This window comes from Brucella tritici, from assembly GCF_008932285.1.
GTDB lineage: Bacteria > Pseudomonadota > Alphaproteobacteria > Rhizobiales > Rhizobiaceae > Brucella > Brucella tritici.
On the sequence record NZ_WBVY01000002.1, the window covers coordinates 863,851 to 885,513 of the forward strand.

The window sequence follows — 21,663 nt, forward strand, 5'->3', positions numbered from 1 at the left end:
GATGCTGAACTTCAAACGTGTTTTCGGCTTTCGCTATGCCGGATCCGCTGTGGGTATTCTCGCGGCATCCATGACATTGTTGATCGTGTGCGCCTTGCCGGCGCGCGCAATCGAAATTCAGGAAGTTGTTTCGCCAAAGGGTATTCATGCCTGGCTGGTGGAAGACGATTCGGTCCCGCTTATTTCCATGCGGTTCTCCTTCAAGGGTGGCACGTCGCAAGACTCTTCCGGCAAGGAAGGGCTGGCTAACCTGATGACCGGGTTGTTCGACGAGGGTGCTGGCGACCTGAAATCGGATGCGTTTCAGGAAAAGATCGACAATCTGGGTGCGGAAATGAGCTTTTCCGCTACACAGGATTCTGTTTCGGGCGGCATTCGCATGCTCGCGGAAAATCGCGATGCAGTGACAAGTTTGCTCGCTCTTGCCGTTAACAAGCCTCGCTTCGATCAGGATGCAATCGATCGCATTCGACAGCAGGTGGTTGCTAGTATCGAATCCTCTCAACGCAACCCTTCGACGATTGCGTCGCGTAAGTTCGCTGAAGTTCTGTACGGCAACCATCCCTATGCGCGTCCCGATGACGGCACGGTGAAGTCGCTGCAATCGATCACGCGTGATGATCTGGTGAACTTTCATCGCAAGAATTTTGCACGTGACCGTCTGACCATTGGCGTGGTGGGTTCCATCAATGCGAAGGATCTTGGTGTATTGCTGGACAAGGTGTTCGGTGATCTGCCTGCTATGGCCGAACTGGTTCCCGTACCGGATGCCAAACTGGCACTCGGCACGACGACCAGCCTTAATTTCGATATGCCGCAGACCTCAATCAGTTTCGTTTATCCAGCTATTCCACGCAAAGATCCCGAATTCTTCGCAGCCTATCTGATGAACCATATTCTGGGTGGTGGCTTTACTTCGCGGCTCTATGCCGAGGTGCGCGAAAAGCGTGGTCTTGCCTATTCTGTATCGTCATCCATGGTCATGCGTGATCACGTTTCGGCGCTTATGATTTCGACTGCAACCCGTCCCGATAAAGCACAGGAATCCCTGAAGATTATTCGTGAGCAGGTTGCAGCTATGGCTGCCGACGGACCAACGGAAGAGGAACTTGCTGCCGCCAAAAGCTTCCTCAAAGGGTCTTATGCCGTCAACAATCTGGACTCGTCGGCAGCAATCGCAGAGACTCTCGTCAGCTTGCAGGAAGCGGAACTTCCGCGTGATTATATAGACAAGCGCTCGGAGTTGATCGATGCTGTGACGCTGGATCAGGTCAAGGCTATAGCAAAGAAGCTACTTGAAGCAGAACCGGCTATTCTGATCTTCGGTCCAGCTCAAAGCTAAAAGGTGCCACATTGGAAAAGGCAGTGCCGTCATCTCCCCGAATTGCCGTCGCTTTCGGCGGAGGCGGGGCGCGCGGCATTGCCCATATCCATATCGTCGAGCTGCTTGATGAACTTGGTATCAAGCCGGTTGCAATTGCAGGCTCTTCGATAGGTTCGATCGTCGGCGCTGGGATGGCCAGCGGCATGACCGGCAAGGAAATTCACGAATATATGGCGGCGATTTTCAATCGCCGTTCCGAAGTCGCAAAGCGCATGTGGCAAACTCGTCCGGCTCGCTGGGCAGAGTTGTTGAAGGGAGGGTTGCGCGTCAGCCAGTTCAACATCGAAAAGGTGCTGGACGTCTTTTTGCCTGCCAGCTTACCAGCCAATGTGGAAGAGTTGAAAATCCCGATGAGCATTACGGCGGCGGATTTCCATGCTGCTCGGGAAATTCATATCTGCGATGGCGATCTACATTCCGCCATCGCGGCGTCCTGCGCCATACCGCCAGTGTTCGCTCCGGTGCGCAGAAATGGCCGAATTCTGGTCGATGGCGGCTTGTTCAATCCAGTGCCCTTTGACTTGCTGTTCGACGAGGCTGATATTGTCATAGGCATCGACGTTGTTGGTACCCCGGTCGGACCAGACGACTACATGCCAACGACGTTTGAGGCGGTGATCGGCGCGAACCAGCTGACGATGTGCTCCATCATCGAAAACAAATTTCGCATTCGCCCTCCGCACATTTTCATTCGCCCTAATGTCGAGCGGATTGGGCTTCTCGATTTCCTGAAGTTCGAGCAAATCCTGTCACAAAGCGCCAGCGTTCGCGAAGAATTGAAACGCGCTATCGAACTGGCAGTCGAGGGAAAAGTGATGCCGATAAATTCAACTCTTGCGACCTGAATTTATCGGCTTCCTATACGTTTTCTATTCCGCCGGAACGGGTGATCCAACTGTGCCGGTTGACGGCGAGGCGGACACTATATCATCAGCACCTTTGTCGATGCGTTGACCTTCACGAGTGGGTTTGACCAGAGGTTCTGGTGTGACCGGCTTGTTGAAGAGCAGATGGCGGCCAGCCATGATTCCTTCCGAAGCCTGCACGTGGAGGCGATCTTCGTCGCGCTGGCGAACATCTTCGCGAATTTCGTAGGCTTGGGTTTCGGCTATGCCGAGCCCTTCGAGCGTCCGCTGGCCAAACAGCAAACCGGATTCGAACGTTTCGCGCAACTCATACTCGACACCCTGAGCGCGCAATTGCAATGTATGTTCGCGATCATATGAACGAACAAACAAACGCACGTCCGGATACTCCGATTGTATGAGATTGACGATGTGGTTGGTCGTTTCCTTTTTGTGGGTACAGACGGCGACAATCTTTGCTTTTCGAATTCCCGCGGCTTCCAGGACGTCCTTGCGGGTCCCGTCACCGAAGTAAATGCGGAAGCCAAATTTTCCCGCTGCGCGGACACGATTGGGCGAACTGTCAATCACGGTTACGTCGATACCGCCTGCAAGAAGGATCTGCGATGCAATTTGCCCGTATCGTGAAAAGCCGATCATCAAGACGTCAGAACCTGCGCCTTCATAGTTCTCTTCAATGACGTCGACAGTCTTATCCTTGATAAGCAGCTTCGACCCTATCGCGACAGAAAGCGGCGTTAGAGCCATGGATACGGTGACGGCCGCCACGAGTTCTGAACCAAGAGCGCTTGAGATGATGGCTGCAGCCGAGGCTGCCGAGAACAGAACGAAAGCAAATTCACCACCCTGCGGCAGAAGAAAAGCGATTCGCACTGCGTCATTATGACTGGACCGGAAGATGCGGCACAGCAGATAAATGATGGCGATCTTGGTGGCCATGAAGATGGGCACTGCAAGAAGGATAATCTTCCAGTATTGCAGGATCACCGTGAGGTTTAGCGACAAGCCGACTGCAACAAAGAACAATCCAAGGAAAATACCGCGAAAAGGTTCGATGTCCGCTTCCAGTTCGTGTCGATAGGATGATTCTGCAAGCAGAACGCCTGCAATGAATGCGCCCATGGCCATCGAAAGACCTGCAGCCTGAAGCAGGCTGGCTGATCCGAGCACTACGAAGAGCGCTGCGGCGATCATTACTTCGCGAGCGCCGGTATTGGCGATAATGCGAAACATCGGATTGATGAGATAGCGCCCTGCAATCACCAGTGCCGCAATAGCTGCAATAGCTGTGGCGAGATGAAAGCCAGCGCTCGCCTGTGACGGTTCGTTTGGTGAGAGCGCCGGAATAATTGCAAGAATCGGTACAATGGCGAGGTCCTGGAACAGCAGAATCGAAAAGGCGCGCTGGCCATGCTTCTGGTTCGTTTCGGCCCGGTCCTCCAAAACTTGCATCGCAAATGCCGTAGACGAAAGCGCAAGACCGAAACCGATGATGATCCCTGCTTCAGGGCTGAGGCCCGCAAAGTAGATGCCAAGGGCAGTCAGAGCTGCTCCACAAAGCAGAACCTGGGCGGTGCCAAGACCGAAGATCGATTGGCGCAATGCCCAAAGTCTTGAGGGCTTCAACTCCAGCCCAATAATAAAGAGAAGAAAGACGACCCCGAGCTCGGAGAAGTGCAGAAAATCTTCTCCGTCTGCAATCAGGCGAGCCACAGGTCCAATCGTGATGCCTGCCGCAAGATAGCCGAGGACTGTACCAAGCCCTAATCGCTTGAACAGCGGCGCAGCGATAATCGCTCCGCCCAAAATCATCAGACACTGTAGGTAGAGACTTCCGCCAGTTGCAACCATGCCAAGCTCTTGGAATTTGGAGAAATGTAGGAGGGCTTGCCTTGAAGCCCTTGGATTTCAGCAATATAGAAACAAGATATGGCTGTAATCAGCCCAATGTCGAACAATTTGACGATATTTTTTAGCAAGTCCCGGTTTCGAATCCGCTGCAAATTGTAGTTCGAGGTTGAGCCGCGATGAACTTGGGAAACTCGGATTATATAATGATTTCAGATAATTCGGCAGAGAAAATTGTTGATCGAGCAGCCGCTCTGGTGGCCGCAGCCAAACGTGCAGGTGCCGATCAGGCTGACGCAGTCGTGATGCGCGCGCGGTCTGTTAGCGTGTCGGTCAGGCTGGGTAAGGTTGAGGGAACCGAATCGTCGGAAAGCGACGATTTCGCTCTGCGCGTTTTTGTGGGACGTCGCATTGCGAGTGTTTCGGCCAATGCGAGCGCCGACCCCGATCGTCTTGCTGAGCGGGCCGTCGCCATGGCGCGTGTTGCGCCGGAAGACCCCTATGAACAACTGGCCGATCCATCGCTGCTTGTGGTTTCGCCTCGTGATCTTGATCTCTACGATTCAACGGAAATCGATTCCGAACGTCTGACAAAGGATGCGCTTGTGGCAGAAGCTGCGGCGCTTGCCGTTAAAGGTGTGACAAATTCGGGTGGTGCTGGCGCTTCACGCAGTCTGGGTGGTCTGGTATTGGTCACGTCCACCGGGTTTTCAGGCCAATATGCTGCCACACGCTTTGGACGATCAGTCTCGGCGATTGCAGGCGAAGGCACGAAAATGGAGCGCGACTACGATTTTAGTTCGCGACTGCATTTTTCCGATCTGGATACACCTGATGATATCGGGCGTCGCGCTGGTGAACGGGCTGTGCGAAGGCTGGGTGCGCGTCAGGCAAAGACGGGGCCGGTAACTGTTGTCTTTGATCCTCGCCTTGCGCGCGGTATTGCGGGACATCTTGCAAGCGCTATTAACGGCGCTTCGGTTGCGCGCAAGACGAGCTTTCTTCGCGACAGTCTCGGTAAGCAGATTCTCAAACAGGGTATAAACGTTACCGACAATCCGCTGCGTGTGCGTGGTTCTTCTTCGCGTCCGTTCGACGGCGAAGGGATTGAGGGGCAGCCGTTGACAATGGTTGAGGACGGCGTTCTCAATCATTGGCTGCTTTCCGGTTCCAGCGCTCGCGAATTGGGCCTGCGGGGTAATGGTCGTGGTGTTCGTTCAGGCTCCGGCGTTTCGCCTGCGTCAACCAATTTTGCCATCGAACCCGGTTCGCAGTCGCCGGAGGAATTGATCCGGGCAATAGGCACAGGTTTTTATGTGACGGAAGTGTTCGGGCAGGGTGTTGACATGATTACTGGCCAGTATAGCCGCGGCGCGTCCGGATTCTGGATCGAAAATGGCGAACTCGCCTATCCTGTCAGCGAAGTGACGATCGCTTCGAACCTCAAGGACATGTTCCTCAATATGACACCAGCGTCCGATATTGACCGAAATTTCGGGATGACGGCGCCGACACTCGTAATCGAAGGCATGACCCTTGCCGGAAACTGACAAACAAAACGACGTTTCCGGGGAGCTGGCGCTTCTGCGTGATGCTGCGCGCGAAGCCGGACGTATCGCAATGCGCTACTTCGGTCGTTCTCCGGAAGTCTGGCTGAAGGATGGTTCATCGCCCGTCAGTGAAGGCGACCTGGCTGTCGACCGCTATCTGAAGGATGTCCTTTTGAAAGCGCGGCCGGATTATGGCTGGATATCGGAGGAGACCGTCGATGAACGAGCGGCTCAAAAACGCAGCCGCGCCTTCGTCGTCGATCCGATCGACGGCACCCGTGCTTATATCGCTGGACAGGATCAATGGTGTGTTAGCATAGCCATTGTTGAAAATGGCCGCCCTTTGGCTGGCGTTCTGGAATGTCCGGCACGTAACGAACTCATAGAGGCAGGGAAAGGCGTCGGCGCTTCGCAAAATGGTGTGGCTATTCGTGTCAGATTGCCATCGCCCGGCGAACAGGTGACAATTGCATCAGCCCGCAACATGGTAACGGCTTTGCCGGAAAGCTGGCGAGATCGTGCAAAGATTCATCCCTATGTTCCCTCTCTCGCCTACCGTATAGCTATGGTTGCACGTGGAGATATCGCAGGCACCTTCATTCGGCCAAATTCGCATGATTGGGATCTGGCCGCAGCTGATCTGATACTGAGTGAGTCGGGCGGGGCAATCCTGACAAGCGATGCCTTGCCGATCGCATATGGTGGTCCGACGTTGAGCCATGGCGCTCTTGTTGCCGCCAGCGGGGACCTTCTGCAAGAAATGTTGAGTGTTGTCGCGGACTGACCCTTGGGTTAATCATGCCGCGAACCAAATTTGTTCAGGGATAATTGTCATGAGCGTCGAAGGCGACAAAAAGCAGCTTCTTCATCTGGTGTTCGGCGGCGAGCTGAAAAAGCTTGGTACTGTTGAGTTCCGTGACCTTGAAAACGTCGATATCGTTGGCATCTACCCGGATTACGAGTCGGCCAAGACTGCATGGAAGTCGAAAGCCCAGCAAACCGTGGACAATGCTCATATGCGCTATTTCATCGTGCACCTGCATCGGTTGCTCGATCCAGAAGGCGTAACGTTGAAGGCGGATTGAGCAGTTTGCCTGCTCCCGGCCGATATCGGATGCAAAGCGGAGATAGTCCGGGTCAGACCACTGGGCATAAGAAGCAAGGGTTCGCGAAACGCCTCTGGCGACGTATTCGCGGACCACTGGCGCAATCCGCCGTGGTTAAGGCCATGCTAGTCTGGCTGATCACCAGCTACTTCAAGTTCGTCTACATCACCAATTCACGCCTGAAAGAATCGGCTGATCCGCAAGCGCTGGTTGGCAAGGACGATCCTTTCATCGTGACGTTCTGGCACGGACAACATCTCATGGGGCCGTTCATCTGTCCCAAGGGAATTGAGCTGGTGGCCATGTTTTCGAAAAGTGCTGATGCGGAGTTGAACGCTCGTGTTGCAGAAAAACTCGGATTGTTGACGGTACGTGGTTCTGGAGGACGTGGTTCTCGTTCCAAGCCTGAGAAGGGTGGAGCACGCGCGCTCCTGACGTTGAAGAATGCTCTAAAAAAAGGCCAGTCGGCGTCAATAATTGCAGACATTGCTCACGGCAAAGCGCGCGAAGCGGGAGACGGCATCATTTTATTGGCGAAATTGTCCGGTCGTCCAATAATACCGGTTGCTTATGCTTTCTCGCGGAACCATGTTTTGGAAAAGTCCTGGGACAAGACGGCGATTCCGCTGCCCTTTGGGCGCTCGATTATCGTGCGCGGCGACAATGTATGGGTCGACGCGGATGCCGATGAAACGCAATTGGAAGAAAAACGCATGGAGCTAACGCGCCAACTCAACGACGCGACCGTCAAGGCCTATGCTGCGTTGGAGAAAGCGAAATGAGCGAACGCTGGGCGCGCAATATGTTGTCTGCCTACCGTGCACTCGGCTCTGCGGCCTATCCTTTTATGGGGCCTTACATCGCCTATCGTGCGTCGCGCGGTAAAGAAGAGCGCATGCGTCGTGGCGAGCGCTACGGCAAATCCGCCATCGCGCGTCCGCAAGGACCGGTTATCTGGGCCCATGCGGCAAGTGTTGGTGAAACCGTCGCGATTACGCCATTGATTGAGCGGATTGCCGCAACGGGTATTCATATCGTGCTGACGACAGGTACTGTAACGTCGGCAAAGGTCGTAGCGGATCAGTTGGGTAGCAAGGTTATCCATCAATATGCGCCTCTGGATTTGCAACCAGCGGTCAACAAGTTTCTCAACCACTGGAAGCCTGATCTTGCCATTGGTTGTGAGTCCGAAGTCTGGCCTGCAACGGTACTTTCGCTTGGCAGTCGCCATACGCCGCAGGTTCTGGTCAATGGGCGCATGTCTGACCGCTCCTTCGCTGCCTGGCAGAAGAGACCGGCACTGGCCGAAGCACTCTTTGAAAATTTCGCCTATGTGGTTGCACAGTCGGAACTTGATGCAGATCGCTTTCGAACGCTGGGGGCACGACCGGTCAGTGTTTCAGGGAATCTCAAGGTCGATACGAATCCTCCGCCAGCCGACCCGCAGGCTCTGGCCGCGTTGCAACGCCAGATCGGTGGACGGCGGACATGGGCCGCAATTTCTACCCATGACGGTGAAGAAGCGATCACAGCGGAAGTTCATCAGATGCTGAAAGTGCGCTATCCTCATCTCATCACGATTATTGTTCCGCGTCATCCGGATCGCGCTCCGGCCATTGAGGCTATGCTGGTTGAAAAGGGGCTCAAGGTTGCGCGTCGCAGCGCCAATGAGCCGATTGAAGCCGATACCGATATCCTGCTGGGAGACACCATCGGGGAGATGGGGCTTTATCTCCAACTGACCGAAATAGCATTTATTGGCAATTCGCTGACCAAGGAAGGCGGACATAATCCGCTGGAACCGGCGATGATGGGGACTGCTGTGCTAACCGGACGGAATGTCCAGAATTTCCGTGAGTCCTTCCAGCGTCTCATCAAGAATGGTGGCGCGCGCATTGTGAAGGATCGCAATATGCTCGCGGGAGCGATCAATTTTCTGTTCAACAATCCTCAGCATCTCCGTGCCATGATCAATGCAGGAGTGAGCACGGTCAGGGATATGCGCGGTGCACTGGATCGTACACTTGTCGCACTCGAGCCGTTTATCCAGCCCTTGATCCTGCAGGCACAGTTACCTGGCAATCGCAATGAGGCTGCCTATCAGACGGGCGGTCACTGAGCATGGTGAGTGAAGCGCCGCCTTTCTGGTGGGAAAAACCTGATTGGCGCGCTTTGTCTTTGGCGCCTGCTGCCTGGCTCTACGGAGTGGTGGCAGGGCGTCGGCTTTTGAAAGCGGAACCACCAAAAATTTCTCTGCCGGTCCTTTGCGTGGGCAATTTCACCGTAGGTGGAGCGGGGAAAACGCCGACTGCTATTGCTTTTGCTGCTGGCGCAAAGGCACGAGGTCTAAACCCCGGCATCGTGTCACGCGGCTATGGCGGCGCTTACAAGGGACTACACGTTGTTGATCCCGCGCATGACAGTGCCCGTTATGTCGGGGATGAGCCACTCCTGCTGGCACGACATGCCTCGGTGGCTCTTTGTCCTGATCGGCTAAAGGCGGCTCGCCATTTACAGACGCTCGGTTGCGATTTCATCATCATGGATGACGGTTTCCAGAGCGCGCGGCTTTTTGCCGATTTTTCGCTGCTGGTTGTGGATGCCGCGCGTGGTATTGGCAATGGAAAGGTCATACCGGCAGGCCCCCTGCGTGCTCCGCTGACAGACCAGATGCGCAAAACCGACGCTTTGCTGCGTATTGGCAAAGGCGATGGTGCTGATTTCGTTATCCGTCAGGCGGCACGGGCTGGTCGGCCGATATATGAAGCGCATCTTGAGCCGTCATCGACCGCTCCGGTAGCGGGCAATCGATGGCTCGCATTTGCGGGTATAGGCAATCCAGAAAAATTCTATGCAAGTGTTACACAGGCAGGCGGTGAGATTGTGGAGACGCGCTCATTCCCCGATCATCATAGTTTTGATGCGGATGATATTCGCAATCTGATGGACACAGCCCGCCGTCAGGGATTGGGATTGATTACCACGGCGAAGGATCAGGTGCGTTTGGCCACGATGATTGGCGTTCCTGCCGGCTTTCTGGCAAAACTCGCTGTCCTCGATGTCGATCTCAAATTTGACCGCAACGACGGGCTTGACCACATACTGGATACAGTCATCGAACGTTTCAAAAGCCGTGTTGCGAGCTAATTTTAAGCCTTCTTGCGGCTACGCAGTTCAGGATTGACTTCCAACTCACGTTCAAAAGAAATCAGGCCGGTTGAGTAGGGTTCCTGCCGCGCAACGCTCCAATATTTGAGTTCATCGAGTGGGATATGGGCGCCGGTCACTGCGCACGCGACATAGGCTCCGTGTCTGACGATCTCATAATCACCGTCAAGATAACGCAGAACAGCTTCGGAAGAGCGGGGCGATTCAAATTTATTCATGTGTCTAAAACCTTTGTGGTTGACTCTAGCAAGTGCCGCGCATCGCGTCCAGCAGTACCGGCATCTTGCTTGGTCGTAATTCTATCAACGCCTGCCAAAAAGCCGTTCGATATCTGTCAGTTTCAATTCGATGTAAGTCGGGCGACCGTGATTACAGGTGCCTGAACCGGGGGTGGCTTCCATTTCACGCAGAAGTGCATTCATTTCTTCAGGCTTCAACCGCCGTCCCGAGCGAACGGAACCATGACAGGCCATCGTTGCGGCCACATGGTTCAACATGGCCTTCAATCCATCAGATGTATCGTGCTCCGCAATCTCATCCGAAAGATCGCGGATCAACTGCTGTACATTCATTTCTCCGAGCATCGCGGGCGTTTCCCGCACTGCAATAGCACCCGGCCCGAATTGCTCGATGCCGAGGCCAAAGCGTGAAAGCGTTTCTGCGTGGGTTGCCAGTCGCTCTGCATCTTCTTCCGGCAAATCCACGATTTCAGGAATGAGCAGCATTTGTCCCGGTATGGGGCGGGAATGCAGGGCGTTTTTCAACGCCTCGTAAACAAGGCGCTCGTGAGCCGCATGCTGATCTACAATAACGAGGCTGTCTTCCGTCTGCGAAACAATATAATTCGCGTGGATTTGTGCGCGGGCCGCACCAAGAGGCTTCTGCTGGAGTTCCACTGGCACTTCGTCAAGCGTCGCCCGCATGTCCGCTGCAAGAACATTGACGGTGGCGAGTGTCGCCTGATCACTTTCCTGAAAGGAGGGTGCCACTCCCAAGTCCAGCGACCGATGCGCCGGATGCGCGGTCTGCGGCGACCATTCGTTTCTCGGGGCTGAAGGCGCAGGGCGCCAGTTTCCGGATGAATAACCAGCCGAAGGAGGCCGTGATGTGGATGATGGCGTGGCTGGCTGGAACCCTTCTGCGCGGAACGCTTGCAGCATGGCATCGGCACCGCTGGTTGCAGGCCGAATGCCTGACTGAGCCAGTGCCTGTTTGATTGCGCCAACAATCAGTCCACGTACAAGGCCCGGATCACGGAAACGTACGTCAGCCTTGGCCGGATGCACATTAACGTCGACCAGTGCAGGGTCCAGCGTCAGAAACAATACGGCAACCGGATGGCGATCACGTGCCATGACATCCGCATAAGCTCCGCGCAATGCCCCGAAAAGCTGTTTGTCACGCACCGGACGCCCGTTCACATAAGCGAACTGATGCAGGGCATTGCCGCGATTATGGGAGGGTATGCCGACGAAACCGGCCAGACGCACACCGTCACGCTCGGCGTCGATGGCGAGCGCATTTTCGCCGAACTCTTTTCCGAGTATTTGGTTGATGCGCTCGAGCGTTGCCTCTGCGCCGCTACCGGTTGCGGACAACTCCAGTGGTGTCCGGTCGGTGCCTGCAAGCGAAAAGCGGACATGCGGAAAGGCAATTGCAATGCGCTTTACGACATCGGTTATCGCTGAAGCTTCCGCGCGGTCCGTCTTCATGAATTTTAGACGGGCGGGGGTCGCGTAGAAAAGATCGCGGACCTCCGCAATTGTGCCGCGATTCAAAGCAGAGGGGCGAGGGCCGTCGAGATGCCCGCCTGAGACCGAAACTTCGAAACCGGAATCAGCGTCCTGCGGACGAGATTTGAGGGTCAGTTTTGCGACCGAGCCGATGGATGGCAGAGCCTCCCCACGAAATCCAAGCGCGCGAATGTCATGCACATCATCGGAAAGCTTGGAGGTGCAGTGGCGGGAAACTGCCAATGGAAGCTCATCGACAGGAATTCCCGAGCCGTTATCAGTCACGCGCAACAATGTCTTGCCGCCGCCACCTGTTACGACCTCAATGCGGGTCGCGCCAGCGTCGATTGCATTCTCGACAAGCTCTTTGATAACGCTGGCGGGGCGTTCGATGACTTCCCCCGCCGCGATCTGATTGATGATGGTTTCGCTTAAGTGTCGAATTGGCATGGCCGGACTATAGAAGGATTCGCTTCTGTAAAGAACATGCTTCTAAACCCCGTCCAGACCGCCTTTTGTGCAATCACGGGTGCTGCCGAATACACAATATTGTCTGCAGATAATCACCTTATTGCGGGACATAATCCTTATGTGCTGGCAAATTCAAATCCTTAAAGCTGTCTGCATTGACAACTGCACGTGCCACGGCTTCTGCCATAACAGTCGCTGCAATCGCTCCAATCGCAGTTACATCGGCTTCCACGCTTTTTGCCTTGCCTGTGGAAAGTGCGAAGATCGTGTCGCCGTCCCACATCGTATGGATTGGGTTGATCGTGCGTGCAAAACCGTCATGCGCCATGCCCGCAATCTTTTTGAGCTGCGCCTTGTCGAATGGGACGTTGGTCGCTATTGCGCCAATCGTTGTGTTGGCACCGCCTGACTTTACTACACCGTGGCCCTGCATGATGGCGGACATTGTATCACGGAAGCCCTTGCCGTCCTCTGTCCTTGCACCAGCCAGAATCTGGCGTGAGTTCGGCGCATAGACATCACCAACAGCGTTGACTGCAACGATTGCGCCGACAACGATTTCGGTGCCGGGCACCTTGTAACTGGCAGTGCCGAGTCCGCCCTTCATGGCGTAATCCATACCAAACATCTTGCCGACAGTCGCACCTGCACCAGCACCGATATTGCCTTCTCCAGAAGCCTCGGCCTTTGCGGCCTTGCATGCCAGATAGCCGGCTTCTTCATCGGGGCGCACGGAAAAATCTCCGACGCCGAGATCCATCAGGATTGCTGCCGGTACAATCGGAACGACGCCTTTGCCGATCTTGAAGCCGAGATTGTTTTCTTCGAGGTAACGCATGACACCGGTTGCAGCCGCCAGACCATAGGCACTGCCGCCGGAAAGCAGGATGGCCTGAACCTGTTGCACATAATTGATCGGATCGAGCAGATCAGTTTCGCGCGTACCAGGGGCTGAACCGCGCACGTCGACACCCGCAGAAGCGCCGTCCTCGCATAGAAGGACGGTGCAGCCGGTCGGACGTTTTGTCAGTGTGTGGTGTCCCAGCTTGATTCCGGGTACATCCGTGATGCTTCCACCCATAAGTTCCAGCATATTCGCTCCTCCCTCAGTAGCTGCCGATGCGGCATTGACGACAAAGGGCATTGCCCCAAGTCCCGCAAGCGACTTGGTAAATGTTCTGCGATCCATGAACAGTTTTCTCCTCCATTTTTTGCACTATTGAGAGAGCGTATTCTTTTCGCGTGCCCGGCGCTGGCGCAGAACGTCGGCCACATAGTCACGTGACAGGGCATGATAGAGGGGCTCGTGAGAAATCAGCCGTGCAGTGCCGTAGCCCAGCATTGATGCACACATGAGTGGAATGACATTGTTATGATTGCCGGTCATTTCCAGAATGATGACGAATGCCGTCATGGGCGCTTGCACGACACCGGCAAAATATCCCGCCATGCCAAGAACGGCAGCAAGGCTGGCGCTGGTTCCAAGAACAAGGCCGATTGTGCTGCCCAATCCAGCGCCGACCGATAAAGACGGCGCAAATATCCCGCCCGGTATTCCCGAAATCATGGAGAGGAGTCCGGCAAGAAACTTCGCGATAAAGTAGAGAGGCGGAAGAGCCAGCCCTTCGACAGCGCTCCGTGCCTGATCGTAGCCTGCACCGAAGGTCGATCCGCCGGATGCAATGCCAATGATTGCAACGAGGAGGCCGCAAATTCCAGCGAAAAGCACGGCATTGCGAAGTGGAGCTTTTTGAACACGACGTCGCACACGGCGTCCCAGTTCCAGCGCGAGCGCACTGAAGGCTGCCCCGAATGCTCCGCCGATTACACCGCAGGCAATAACCAGAACCCAATCCTTGCTGGTCGAAGCCGTAACGGTGGTCAGTCCGAAGTAATTATAGTTTCCAACAAGGCCAAGCGAGGCGAGACCAGCGAGAATGACAGCGGACAGCACAAGGCCGTTGGTTCGGGCCGCATAGGCGCGCCCCATCTCCTCGATCGCGAAGACGACACCCGCCAGAGGTGTATTAAATGCTGCGGCGATACCTGCAGCAGATCCTGCAAGGATGAGGCCGCGTGCCTGCTCCATGCCGCCGAAACGCGCAGACTGCATCATGATGGATGCGCCAATCTGCACTGTCGGGCCCTCGCGTCCGATGGAAGCACCGCTAAAAAGCCCCGCGAGAGTGAGAACGATTTTCCCGATTGCGGTCTTGAGCGAAAGCAGAAGAGTTCGATCTTTATGATCGTGCAAGTGGCGTGCCGCAATTGCTTGTGGAATGCCGCTTCCGCCTGAGTTCGGGAACCAGGAGAGGGCGATCCAGGAACAGACCATAAATCCCAGCGGTGTGATAAGCAGAGGAAGCCAAGCGCGCCAGCTGTTTCCACTTGTTAGTGTCTTGAACCAATCCTGCGCAATGTCAGCGGCTTCTGCAAAGCCGACGCTGATCAGACCGATGGCTAATGCGCCACACCAGAAGACCAGCCGTGGTTTCCAGACATGCGGCGACATCCACATGGCTTTTGACCGTCTGACAAGCGGAACACGTCTATAGGATTTTCTCACTTTGCCCCTGCAAATCTGCTGCTGCCCGTTTTTGACGTGCAGAGATTTATCATGCAAATCCTTATCGGTAACTGAAACTTGTCAGCAAAAGGCTTTCCATTTGGTCATAACCGTGTTACCAGCCGGTGCCAATTCAACCTAGCAAACCAGATGTGCCGCTGCTCCCGGACCTATTCCGGAGAGGCGGCTTTTCTCATTTGATAAAATCGGCAAAGGAATTGGCAATGGCTAAAATCGTGGAATCGCCCACTGGCGCTCTCGCTCTCACATTCGACGATGTGCTGTTGCAGCCGGGCCATTCCGAAGTGATGCCGGGGCAGGTTGATCTGCGCACGCGCATCGCGAAGGATATCGAGCTTAACCTTCCCCTTCTTTCTGCTGCCATGGATACAGTGACGGAATCCCGTCTGGCCATTGCGATGGCACAGGCTGGTGGCATCGGCGTCATTCACCGCAATCTGACGCCGGAACGTCAGGCCGAAGAAGTCCGCCAGGTCAAGAAGTTCGAATCGGGTATGGTCGTAAATCCGGTCACCATTGGGCCGGATGCCACACTTGCCGACGCTCAGGCATTGATGAAGGCACATGGAATTTCCGGTATTCCGGTTGTTGAGAATGCTACCAAGGGCCCAGGGCGTCTTGTCGGTATCCTGACCAATCGCGATGTCCGTTTCGCTTCTGATCCGAAGCAGAAAATCTACGAGCTGATGACCCGTGAGAACCTCATTACGGTTCGTGAGAATGTCAATCAGGACGAAGCAAAGCGTCTCTTGCATGCTCATCGCATTGAAAAGCTTCTCGTTGTCGACGATCAAGGCCGTTGCGTCGGTCTCGTTACCGTCAAGGACATTGAAAAGTCGCAGCTCAATCCTAATGCAGCCAAGGATGCTCAGGGACGTCTGCGCGCCGCCGCTGCTACGAGCGTCGGCGAAGACGGTTATGAGCGCGCAGAACGTTTGATTGAAGCAGGTGTCGACCTTCTGGTCGTGGATACGGCGCACGGCCATTCGCAGCGTGTTCTCGATGCTGTGGCTCGTATCAAGAAAGCCTATCCGAACGTCGCTATTCTTGCAGGCAATGTGGCAACGACTGGCGGTACACAGGCACTGATTGATGCGGGTGCGGATGCGGTGAAGGTGGGTATCGGGCCGGGTTCAATCTGCACTACGCGTATCGTCGCCGGTGTTGGCGTTCCGCAGCTTTCAGCCATTATGTCAGCCGTTGAGGCAGCGCAGAAGCAGAATATCCCGGTGATCGCTGATGGAGGCATCAAGTTCTCTGGCGATTTCGCTAAGGCACTGGCTGCCGGAGCCGTTGCAGCGATGGCTGGTTCCTTGCTGGCCGGTACGGAAGAAAGCCCCGGCGAAGTCTATCTGCATCAGGGACGTTCATTCAAAGCCTATCGCGGGATGGGCTCGGTTGGTGCCATGGCGCGTGGCTCGGCTGATCGTTATTTCCAAGCGGAAGTGCGCGACGAGCTGAAGCTCGTGCCTGAAGGGATTGAAGGACAGGTCGCCTATAAGGGGCCAATTTCCGCCGTTCTTCACCAGCTTGCAGGCGGCTTGCGTGCTTCCATGGGGTATGTTGGCGCCAAGACCTTGGAAGAGTTTCGTGAAAAGGCAACGTTCGTGCGAATTTCCAATGCCGGTCTTCGGGAAAGCCATTCGCACGGCGTTGCTATCACCCGTGAAAGCCCCAACTATCCGGGCGGCATGTAAGGTCAGTTCCTGATGTATTTATAAAAGGCGGCTAAAAGCCGCCCTTTCATTTTGCGAGAGTTTCTAGTTCCTTTGGATCGATGAGAAGCCCATTGGCGCTTTCCACAATGCAGTCACCGAGCGCCTGAAAATCCTTCCGACGCATACTCTGGCGCCGCCAGAACAAGGCGATTTCCCGTTTCGGCTGGTCGCCTTCAAAAGGCACGATGCGCATATGATTGCTGCGTGCCTCGGCGCGCACCGCGATTTCGGGAATGAGAGTAAGACCCATGCCATGGCTCACCATTTGTAGAAGGGTGGTCATGCTGGTTGCGCCGTATTTTACGAGCTGGCGTTGCGAAGGCAGCGAACAAACGGCCAAGGCTTGATCCCGCATACAATGCCCTTCTTCCAATAAAAGTAGGCGATCGAGAGCGACGTTGTCCTGCGTCATTGGTGAAGCCAAGACTGTTTGATCATTGGTGGAGGTCGCTATCAGAAAGCGATCATCGAACAGTTTTCTCTGAGCGAGCCGCTCATCATCGATGGGAAAGGCGGCGACAATCGCGTCGATTTCACCCGCAAGCAGCTCATCAAGAAGTTTGGCGGTTACGCTTTCTCGTAATTGGAGGCGGAATGACGGATGTCGTTCGCGCAAAAGCGGAATGAGAACCGGGACCAAATAGGGTGCAACGGTTGGAATGATTCCCAGCCGCAATCGTGTCTGCAGCAATCCCCGGCTTTGCGCGGCAATTTCCTCAAGTGCATGGAGTTCATGCAACACTGTCTTGATGCCCGGATAAAGTTGCCTGCCGAGCTCCGTCATTATTACCTGTCGCTGAGAGCGCTCGAAGAGTGGTGCGCCTGCAACTGCCTCCATTTCCGCGATTTGAGCTGAAAGCGCGGGCTGGGAGACATGTGCCAATTGAGCAGCTTTGCGGAAATGCAGCGTGGTGGCAAGCGCTTCGAAATAGCGCATCTGACGTACTGTAAACATGATAGGAAAAACTTATCGAAAATAATCGGAAAAGCAATTGGAGATTATGATTGGAATAGGTCTAATCTGAGCCAGTTACCTAGCCAAGGCGTGACACGGACGAATTGTGCCATGCTTTTAGCAAGGCTAGACGTATTCCAATATCGGCTTTTCAGGAGGGAATTCTCATGACAGATCGCCCAATTATGACGACGAGTGCAGGCGCTCCGATACCAGACAACCAGAATTCCCTAAGCGCGGGTGAGCGCGGCCCGCTTTTGATGCAGGACTATCAGCTCATTGAGAAACTGAGCCATCAAAACCGCGAACGTATTCCGGAACGTGCTGTCCATGCCAAGGGCTGGGGCGCTTATGGTACGCTGACGATCACTGGCGATATTTCGAAATACACCAAGGCCAAGGCTCTGCAGCCGGGTGCCAAAACGCCGATGCTGGCACGGTTTTCGACTGTGGCTGGCGAGCAGGGTGCCGCTGATGCCGAACGCGATGTGCGCGGCTTTGCTCTCAAGTTTTATACCGAGGAAGGTAACTGGGATCTGGTCGGCAACAACACGCCTGTGTTCTTCGTGCGCGACCCGGTCAAGTTTCCTGATTTCATCCACACCCAGAAGCGCCATCCCAAGACAAACCTGCGTTCGGCGACCGCCATGTGGGATTTCTGGTCGCTCTCGCCGGAAAGCCTGCATCAGGTGACGATCCTGATGTCCGATCGTGGCTTGCCGACCGATGTGCGCCATATCAACGGATATGGCTCTCACACCTATTCGTTCTGGAACGATGCCGGTGAGCGTTATTGGGTCAAGTTCCATTTCAAGACCATGCAGGGTCACAGACACTGGACCAATGCCGAAGCGGAGGGGGTGATTGGTCGCACGCGAGAATCCACCCAGGAAGATTTGTTCACGTCCATCGACAAGGGCGATTTCCCGAAGTGGAAAGTCCAGGTGCAGATCATGCCGGAACTCGACGCTGACAAGACACCATATAACCCGTTCGATCTTACCAAGGTCTGGCCGCATGCAGATTATCCGCCGATTGATATCGGCATCATGGAGCTGAACCGTAATCCGGAAAACTACTTCACCGAGATCGAAAATGCGGCTTTTTCGCCGTCGAACATCGTGCCAGGCATCGGCTATTCGCCTGACAAGATGCTGCAGGCGCGTATTTTCTCCTATGCGGATGCGCATCGTCATCGCCTTGGTACGCATTACGAAAGCATTCCGGTCAACCAGCCGAAGTGCCCAGTTCATCATTATCACCGCGATGGTCAGATGAATGTCTATGGCGGGATCAAGACCGGCAACCCGGACGCCTATTACGAGCCGAACTCGTTCAATGGTCCGGTTGAACAGCCGTCTGCTAAGGAGCCGCCGCTGCGTATTTCTGGCGATGCGGCTCGCTATGATCATCGTGTGGGCAATGACGATTACGCGCAGCCGCGGGCCTTGTTCAATCTGTTCGATGAGGGACAGAAACAGCGTCTGTTCTCCAACATTGCAGCCGCAATGGGCGGCGTGCCGGGCTTCATTGTCGAGCGTCAGCTCGGTCACTTCAAGCTCATCCATCCCGACTATGAGGCCGGTGTGCGCAAGGCCTTGAAGGATGCACATGGTTATGAAGCCAACACGATTGCCACGAATGAAGAGGCAACGGCGGCTGAATAAACCGTCTTTATAAGATGGAAAGAAGGCCGGAGCTCATCGCTCCGGCTTTTTGTTTTGATTTGCCGATTGCCTTTTCCCTGCAAGGAAGGCTATGCCCGAGCAGGCATTCGAGAAGGAGACACAATGCGGCTTGGCGGACGCCTACAGGCGGCTATCGAGGTATTGGATCAGATTGAAGCGGGTACACGCCCGGCTTCTGATATGTTGAAGGATTGGGGCGCTTCCCATCGCTTCGCAGGCGCGGGCGATCGCGCTGTGATCGGCAACATTGTCTATGATGCGCTACGCCGCAAATTATCCATCGCATGGCGAATGGATGCCGATGACGCACGCGCTTTGGCTTTTGGCGCACTATTGGCCGACGGCGGCATGGGTATTGCGGCCATCGACGCTGCTCTCGATGGAGACAAGTTTGCGCCGGAAGTGCTGGAGCAGCCGCGTCGTATTGCTTGGGAAAGCAGGGATGTCACCGAAGCGCCTGCCCATGTTCAGGCGGATGTGCCCGAATGGTGCGCATTGTCGCTGGAGGAACTTTTTGGCGCGCGCTGGGTGGAAGAAGGCAGGGCGCTGGCAACGCGACCGCCGGTCGATCTTCGTGTCAACAGTTTGAAGGCGACGCCTGAAAAAACACTTGCAGCGCTTGAAAAAGCCGGTGCCATACCAGCGCCGTTCCTTGCGCAGGCGCTACGTATCCCGCCGATTGAAGCACTTGGCCGCCACCCGAATGTGCAGGGTGAGCAGTCCTTTCTCGACGGCTGGTTCGAGGTTCAGGATTTGGGATCACAGCTTGCCGCGCTCTTTGCTGGTGCCACACCAGGCCAGCAGGTACTGGACTATTGTGCTGGCGCTGGTGGCAAGACATTGGCTCTGGCTGCTGCGATGCAAAATAGTGGTCAAGTCCACGCCTATGATGCGGAACGCTCCCGATTGTCGCCGATGCATGAGCGACTGCAGCGTGCAGGGGTGCGCAATACGCAGGTCCATGGAAATCTCGATGCACTCGACCCGCTCACAGGGCAGATGGACCTCGTTCTGACTGATGCGCCTTGCACGGGTTCCGGCACATGGCGCCGCCGCCCGGATGCGAAATGGCGGCTGAACGACCAGCAGCTTGAGCGGCGCGTTCAGGACCAGAAGGAAGTGCTGGAATCTGCCAAGCATTATGTGAAACCGGGTGGGCGACTTGCCTATGTTACCTGTTCTCTATTTGCGGAAGAAAACACGCAACAGGTTGCGAGGTTTCTCACAGATAACGCTGATTTTTCGGAAGTCGCGCCACAGGCGATCTGGAACACAATTGTTGCCGATGCCGGTGAAGCGGAGCCGGTATTTCCGTCGCATGGTGCGGTATTTTCGCCATTGTCCACTGGCACTGACGGTTTTTATGTGAGCATTCTGCAAAGATCAAAATAAAGCGGGGGAGACGATGTCAGCGCATCGTGTAGCAGAACCGGATTTTAAAGAGCGCGTCGAGGAAAGCTTTGGTCGGCAGGCGGCCATGAAGCTGATCGGCGCTGAACTGACACGGTGCGAGCCTGGTATCGTTGAAGTTGAAATGCCGTTTCGTGAGGAGCTGACACAACAGCATGGCATTTTGCATGCAGGCATGATTTCTGCCGCTCTCGATTCTGCCTGCGGCTATGCGGCGCTGACGCTGATGCCTTCCGATGCGGCAGTACTGACGATCGAATTCAAAGTGAATCTGCTTGCTCCAGGCAAAGGGGAACGGTTCCTCTTTCGCGGTGAGGTTACCAAACCCGGCCGTACCATCATGGTTAGTGATGGACAGGCATTTGCTGTTACCGACACGGAAGTGCGCCTGATCGCAACGATGACTGGAACAATGATGGTCGTGCAGGACAGAAAAGGCCTGCAGGGATGATGAAGTTCGTCGCCGGAAAGCGTTTGCTCTACGTTATGGCTGTTGATGCCGAATATGGGCGTCATCTGGCGAAGCTCTTCACGCCGGTCATGATCGGGGTGGGGCCGGTCGAGGCGGCTGCCAATCTCGCCTATGTTCTTGCGGCTCTGATGCACGCGGGAGAAAAGCCTGATCTTGTGATTTCACTCGGCTCTGCAGGCTCAGCCAGACTACCGCAAGCGGAAGTGTTCCAGGTATCTTCCGTTTCCTATCGCGATATGGATGCTTCGCCGCTTGGGTTTGAAAAAGGAGCGACCCCTTTTCTCGACCTTCCCAAAGTGATCGAACTTCCGGTTTCCGTACCGGAAATCCCTGCCGCATCGCTTTCAACAGGGGCGAATATCGTTTCCGGCAAAGCCTATGCGGCGATTGATGCGGATATGGTCGATATGGAAACCTATGCCTGTCTACGCGCATGCCAGCTTGCAGGAATTTCGCTTATTGGGCTTCGCGGTATCTCCGATGGTGCAAGCGAGTTGCAGCATGTCGGGGACTGGACACAGTATCTGCACATTATCGATGAAAAACTGGCCCTTGCGGTTGAGCGACTGGAAGCTGCAATCGCGGATGGCCTCTTGTCGGCTCCTGACAATGGTATGTCAGTATAGGTCGATTTTTGGTAACGCACTTGTTGAGCATGGCATCGATAACCCATATAGGCATTGCATCCCGGTCACTTTTTAAATAGA

19 protein-coding genes are annotated in these 21,663 nt (G+C 55.1%); 13 read left to right on the plus strand and 6 right to left on the minus strand.

Translation table 11 applies throughout. The features are described 5' to 3' along the window. Position 1 precedes the first annotated feature (1 nt). A complete protein-coding gene (locus tag F9K94_RS09365) occupies positions 2–1,342 on the plus strand; it encodes a M16 family metallopeptidase (protein ID WP_235920611.1) in 1,341 nt (446 codons plus the stop codon). An 11-nt stretch (positions 1,343–1,353) separates the two neighbouring features. Beyond that, the gene (locus F9K94_RS09370) at positions 1,354–2,229 is read left to right on the plus strand and encodes a patatin-like phospholipase family protein (RefSeq protein ID WP_151645160.1); all 876 of its coding nucleotides are present in this window, start codon (positions 1,354–1,356) and stop codon (positions 2,227–2,229) included. Between the two features lie 24 nt (positions 2,230–2,253). Here the strand turns inward: F9K94_RS09370 and F9K94_RS09375 are convergent, their stop codons facing one another. Next, entirely contained in the window at positions 2,254–4,101 is a 1,848-nt protein-coding gene (locus F9K94_RS09375; RefSeq protein WP_151645162.1) for a monovalent cation:proton antiporter-2 (CPA2) family protein, read from the minus strand. A gap of 203 nt (positions 4,102–4,304) precedes the next feature. Between F9K94_RS09375 and F9K94_RS09380 the strand changes: the two genes are divergently transcribed. Genes F9K94_RS09380 through lpxK form a run of 6 tightly spaced genes read left to right on the plus strand, consistent with a single transcriptional unit; the run spans position 4,305 to position 9,901 of the window. Further along, positions 4,305–5,648, plus strand: coding sequence for a TldD/PmbA family protein (locus F9K94_RS09380; protein ID WP_151645164.1), 1,344 nt, complete (start codon positions 4,305–4,307; stop codon positions 5,646–5,648). Next, positions 5,635–6,432: a 3'(2'),5'-bisphosphate nucleotidase CysQ gene (locus F9K94_RS09385; protein ID WP_151645166.1), complete on the plus strand. Its 798-nt coding sequence runs from the start codon at positions 5,635–5,637 to the stop codon at positions 6,430–6,432. Before F9K94_RS09380 ends, F9K94_RS09385 begins: the two co-directional genes overlap by 14 nt. Before the next feature lie 49 nt (positions 6,433–6,481). Further along, positions 6,482–6,733, plus strand: coding sequence for a DUF4170 domain-containing protein (locus F9K94_RS09390; protein WP_010661008.1), 252 nt, complete (start codon positions 6,482–6,484; stop codon positions 6,731–6,733). 29 nt (positions 6,734–6,762) lie between these two features. Beyond that, positions 6,763–7,536, plus strand: coding sequence for a lysophospholipid acyltransferase family protein (locus tag F9K94_RS09395; RefSeq protein WP_151555192.1), 774 nt, complete (start codon positions 6,763–6,765; stop codon positions 7,534–7,536). Then, positions 7,533–8,873: a lipid IV(A) 3-deoxy-D-manno-octulosonic acid transferase gene (gene waaA / locus F9K94_RS09400; RefSeq protein ID WP_151555109.1), complete on the plus strand. Its 1,341-nt coding sequence runs from the start codon at positions 7,533–7,535 to the stop codon at positions 8,871–8,873. The genes F9K94_RS09395 and waaA overlap by 4 nt, the downstream gene beginning before the upstream one ends. 2 nt (positions 8,874–8,875) lie before the next feature. After that, a complete protein-coding gene (gene lpxK, locus F9K94_RS09405) occupies positions 8,876–9,901 on the plus strand; it encodes a tetraacyldisaccharide 4'-kinase (RefSeq protein WP_151645168.1) in 1,026 nt (341 codons plus the stop codon). Positions 9,902–9,903: 2 nt separating this feature from the next. On the opposite strand, the gene F9K94_RS09410 is transcribed toward lpxK, so the two are convergent. From F9K94_RS09410 to F9K94_RS09425, 4 genes are all read right to left on the minus strand, one after another. Continuing rightward, entirely contained in the window at positions 9,904–10,140 is a 237-nt protein-coding gene (locus F9K94_RS09410) for a DUF2093 domain-containing protein (RefSeq protein WP_061346587.1), read from the minus strand. An 84-nt stretch (positions 10,141–10,224) separates the two neighbouring features. Continuing rightward, positions 10,225–12,105 (minus strand): DNA mismatch repair endonuclease MutL, encoded by a 1,881-nt coding sequence (gene mutL, locus F9K94_RS09415; protein ID WP_151645170.1) that lies wholly within the window; start codon positions 12,103–12,105, stop codon positions 10,225–10,227. Positions 12,106–12,223: 118 nt separating this feature from the next. Then, the gene (locus F9K94_RS09420; RefSeq protein WP_061346585.1) at positions 12,224–13,315 is read right to left on the minus strand and encodes a P1 family peptidase; all 1,092 of its coding nucleotides are present in this window, start codon (positions 13,313–13,315) and stop codon (positions 12,224–12,226) included. A 27-nt stretch (positions 13,316–13,342) separates the two neighbouring features. Continuing rightward, positions 13,343–14,692 carry a chloride channel protein gene (locus tag F9K94_RS09425; RefSeq protein WP_151645172.1) on the minus strand — a complete coding sequence of 450 codons (1,350 nt, stop codon included), beginning with the start codon at positions 14,690–14,692 and terminating at the stop codon, positions 13,343–13,345. A 224-nt stretch (positions 14,693–14,916) separates the two neighbouring features. Here F9K94_RS09425 and guaB point away from each other — a divergent pair, with 224 nt between their 5' ends. Then, positions 14,917–16,410, plus strand: coding sequence for an IMP dehydrogenase (gene guaB, locus F9K94_RS09430; RefSeq protein WP_061346583.1), 1,494 nt, complete (start codon positions 14,917–14,919; stop codon positions 16,408–16,410). A 46-nt stretch (positions 16,411–16,456) separates the two neighbouring features. On the opposite strand, the gene F9K94_RS09435 is transcribed toward guaB, so the two are convergent. Then, positions 16,457–17,386: a hydrogen peroxide-inducible genes activator gene (locus F9K94_RS09435; RefSeq protein WP_151645174.1), complete on the minus strand. Its 930-nt coding sequence runs from the start codon at positions 17,384–17,386 to the stop codon at positions 16,457–16,459. Between the two features lie 167 nt (positions 17,387–17,553). Between F9K94_RS09435 and katA the strand changes: the two genes are divergently transcribed. The 4 genes from katA (at position 17,554) to F9K94_RS09455 (ending at position 21,582) form a co-directional block, all read left to right on the plus strand. Continuing rightward, positions 17,554–19,053, plus strand: a complete 1,500-nt coding sequence (gene katA / locus F9K94_RS09440; RefSeq protein ID WP_151645176.1) for a catalase KatA — start codon at positions 17,554–17,556, stop codon at positions 19,051–19,053. 123 nt (positions 19,054–19,176) lie between these two features. Continuing rightward, entirely contained in the window at positions 19,177–20,466 is a 1,290-nt protein-coding gene (locus F9K94_RS09445) for an RsmB/NOP family class I SAM-dependent RNA methyltransferase (protein ID WP_151645178.1), read from the plus strand. Positions 20,467–20,479: 13 nt separating this feature from the next. After that, complete coding sequence (locus F9K94_RS09450; RefSeq protein WP_010661020.1) at positions 20,480–20,935, plus strand: PaaI family thioesterase; 456 nt, start codon at positions 20,480–20,482, stop codon at positions 20,933–20,935. Then, on the plus strand, positions 20,932–21,582 hold the full coding sequence (locus F9K94_RS09455) for a 5'-methylthioadenosine/S-adenosylhomocysteine nucleosidase (RefSeq protein ID WP_151645180.1): 651 nt from the start codon (positions 20,932–20,934) through the stop codon (positions 21,580–21,582). Before F9K94_RS09450 ends, F9K94_RS09455 begins: the two co-directional genes overlap by 4 nt. The last annotated feature ends 81 nt before the right edge of the window (positions 21,583–21,663 follow it).

What these genes read in the sequence shown, in the direction of transcription:
- F9K94_RS09395 (WP_151555192.1), top strand. Translation starts at nt 6,763, where the DNA reads ATGCAAAGCGGAGATAGTCCGGGTCAGACCACTGGGCATAAGAAGCAA.
- mutL (WP_151645170.1), bottom strand. Translation starts at nt 12,105, where the DNA reads ATGCCAATTCGACACTTAAGCGAAACCATCATCAATCAGATCGCGGCG.
- F9K94_RS09455 (WP_151645180.1), top strand. Translation starts at nt 20,932, where the DNA reads ATGATGAAGTTCGTCGCCGGAAAGCGTTTGCTCTACGTTATGGCTGTT.
- F9K94_RS09365 (WP_235920611.1), top strand. Translation starts at nt 2, where the DNA reads ATGCTGAACTTCAAACGTGTTTTCGGCTTTCGCTATGCCGGATCCGCT.
- F9K94_RS09375 (WP_151645162.1), bottom strand. Translation starts at nt 4,101, where the DNA reads ATGGTTGCAACTGGCGGAAGTCTCTACCTACAGTGTCTGATGATTTTG.
- F9K94_RS09410 (WP_061346587.1), bottom strand. Translation starts at nt 10,140, where the DNA reads ATGAATAAATTTGAATCGCCCCGCTCTTCCGAAGCTGTTCTGCGTTAT.
- F9K94_RS09420 (WP_061346585.1), bottom strand. Translation starts at nt 13,315, where the DNA reads ATGGATCGCAGAACATTTACCAAGTCGCTTGCGGGACTTGGGGCAATG.
- F9K94_RS09380 (WP_151645164.1), top strand. Translation starts at nt 4,305, where the DNA reads ATGATTTCAGATAATTCGGCAGAGAAAATTGTTGATCGAGCAGCCGCT.
- waaA (WP_151555109.1), top strand. Translation starts at nt 7,533, where the DNA reads ATGAGCGAACGCTGGGCGCGCAATATGTTGTCTGCCTACCGTGCACTC.
- katA (WP_151645176.1), top strand. Translation starts at nt 17,554, where the DNA reads ATGACAGATCGCCCAATTATGACGACGAGTGCAGGCGCTCCGATACCA.
- F9K94_RS09445 (WP_151645178.1), top strand. Translation starts at nt 19,177, where the DNA reads ATGCGGCTTGGCGGACGCCTACAGGCGGCTATCGAGGTATTGGATCAG.
- lpxK (WP_151645168.1), top strand. Translation starts at nt 8,876, where the DNA reads ATGGTGAGTGAAGCGCCGCCTTTCTGGTGGGAAAAACCTGATTGGCGC.
- guaB (WP_061346583.1), top strand. Translation starts at nt 14,917, where the DNA reads ATGGCTAAAATCGTGGAATCGCCCACTGGCGCTCTCGCTCTCACATTC.
- F9K94_RS09390 (WP_010661008.1), top strand. Translation starts at nt 6,482, where the DNA reads ATGAGCGTCGAAGGCGACAAAAAGCAGCTTCTTCATCTGGTGTTCGGC.
- F9K94_RS09450 (WP_010661020.1), top strand. Translation starts at nt 20,480, where the DNA reads ATGTCAGCGCATCGTGTAGCAGAACCGGATTTTAAAGAGCGCGTCGAG.
- F9K94_RS09435 (WP_151645174.1), bottom strand. Translation starts at nt 17,386, where the DNA reads ATGTTTACAGTACGTCAGATGCGCTATTTCGAAGCGCTTGCCACCACG.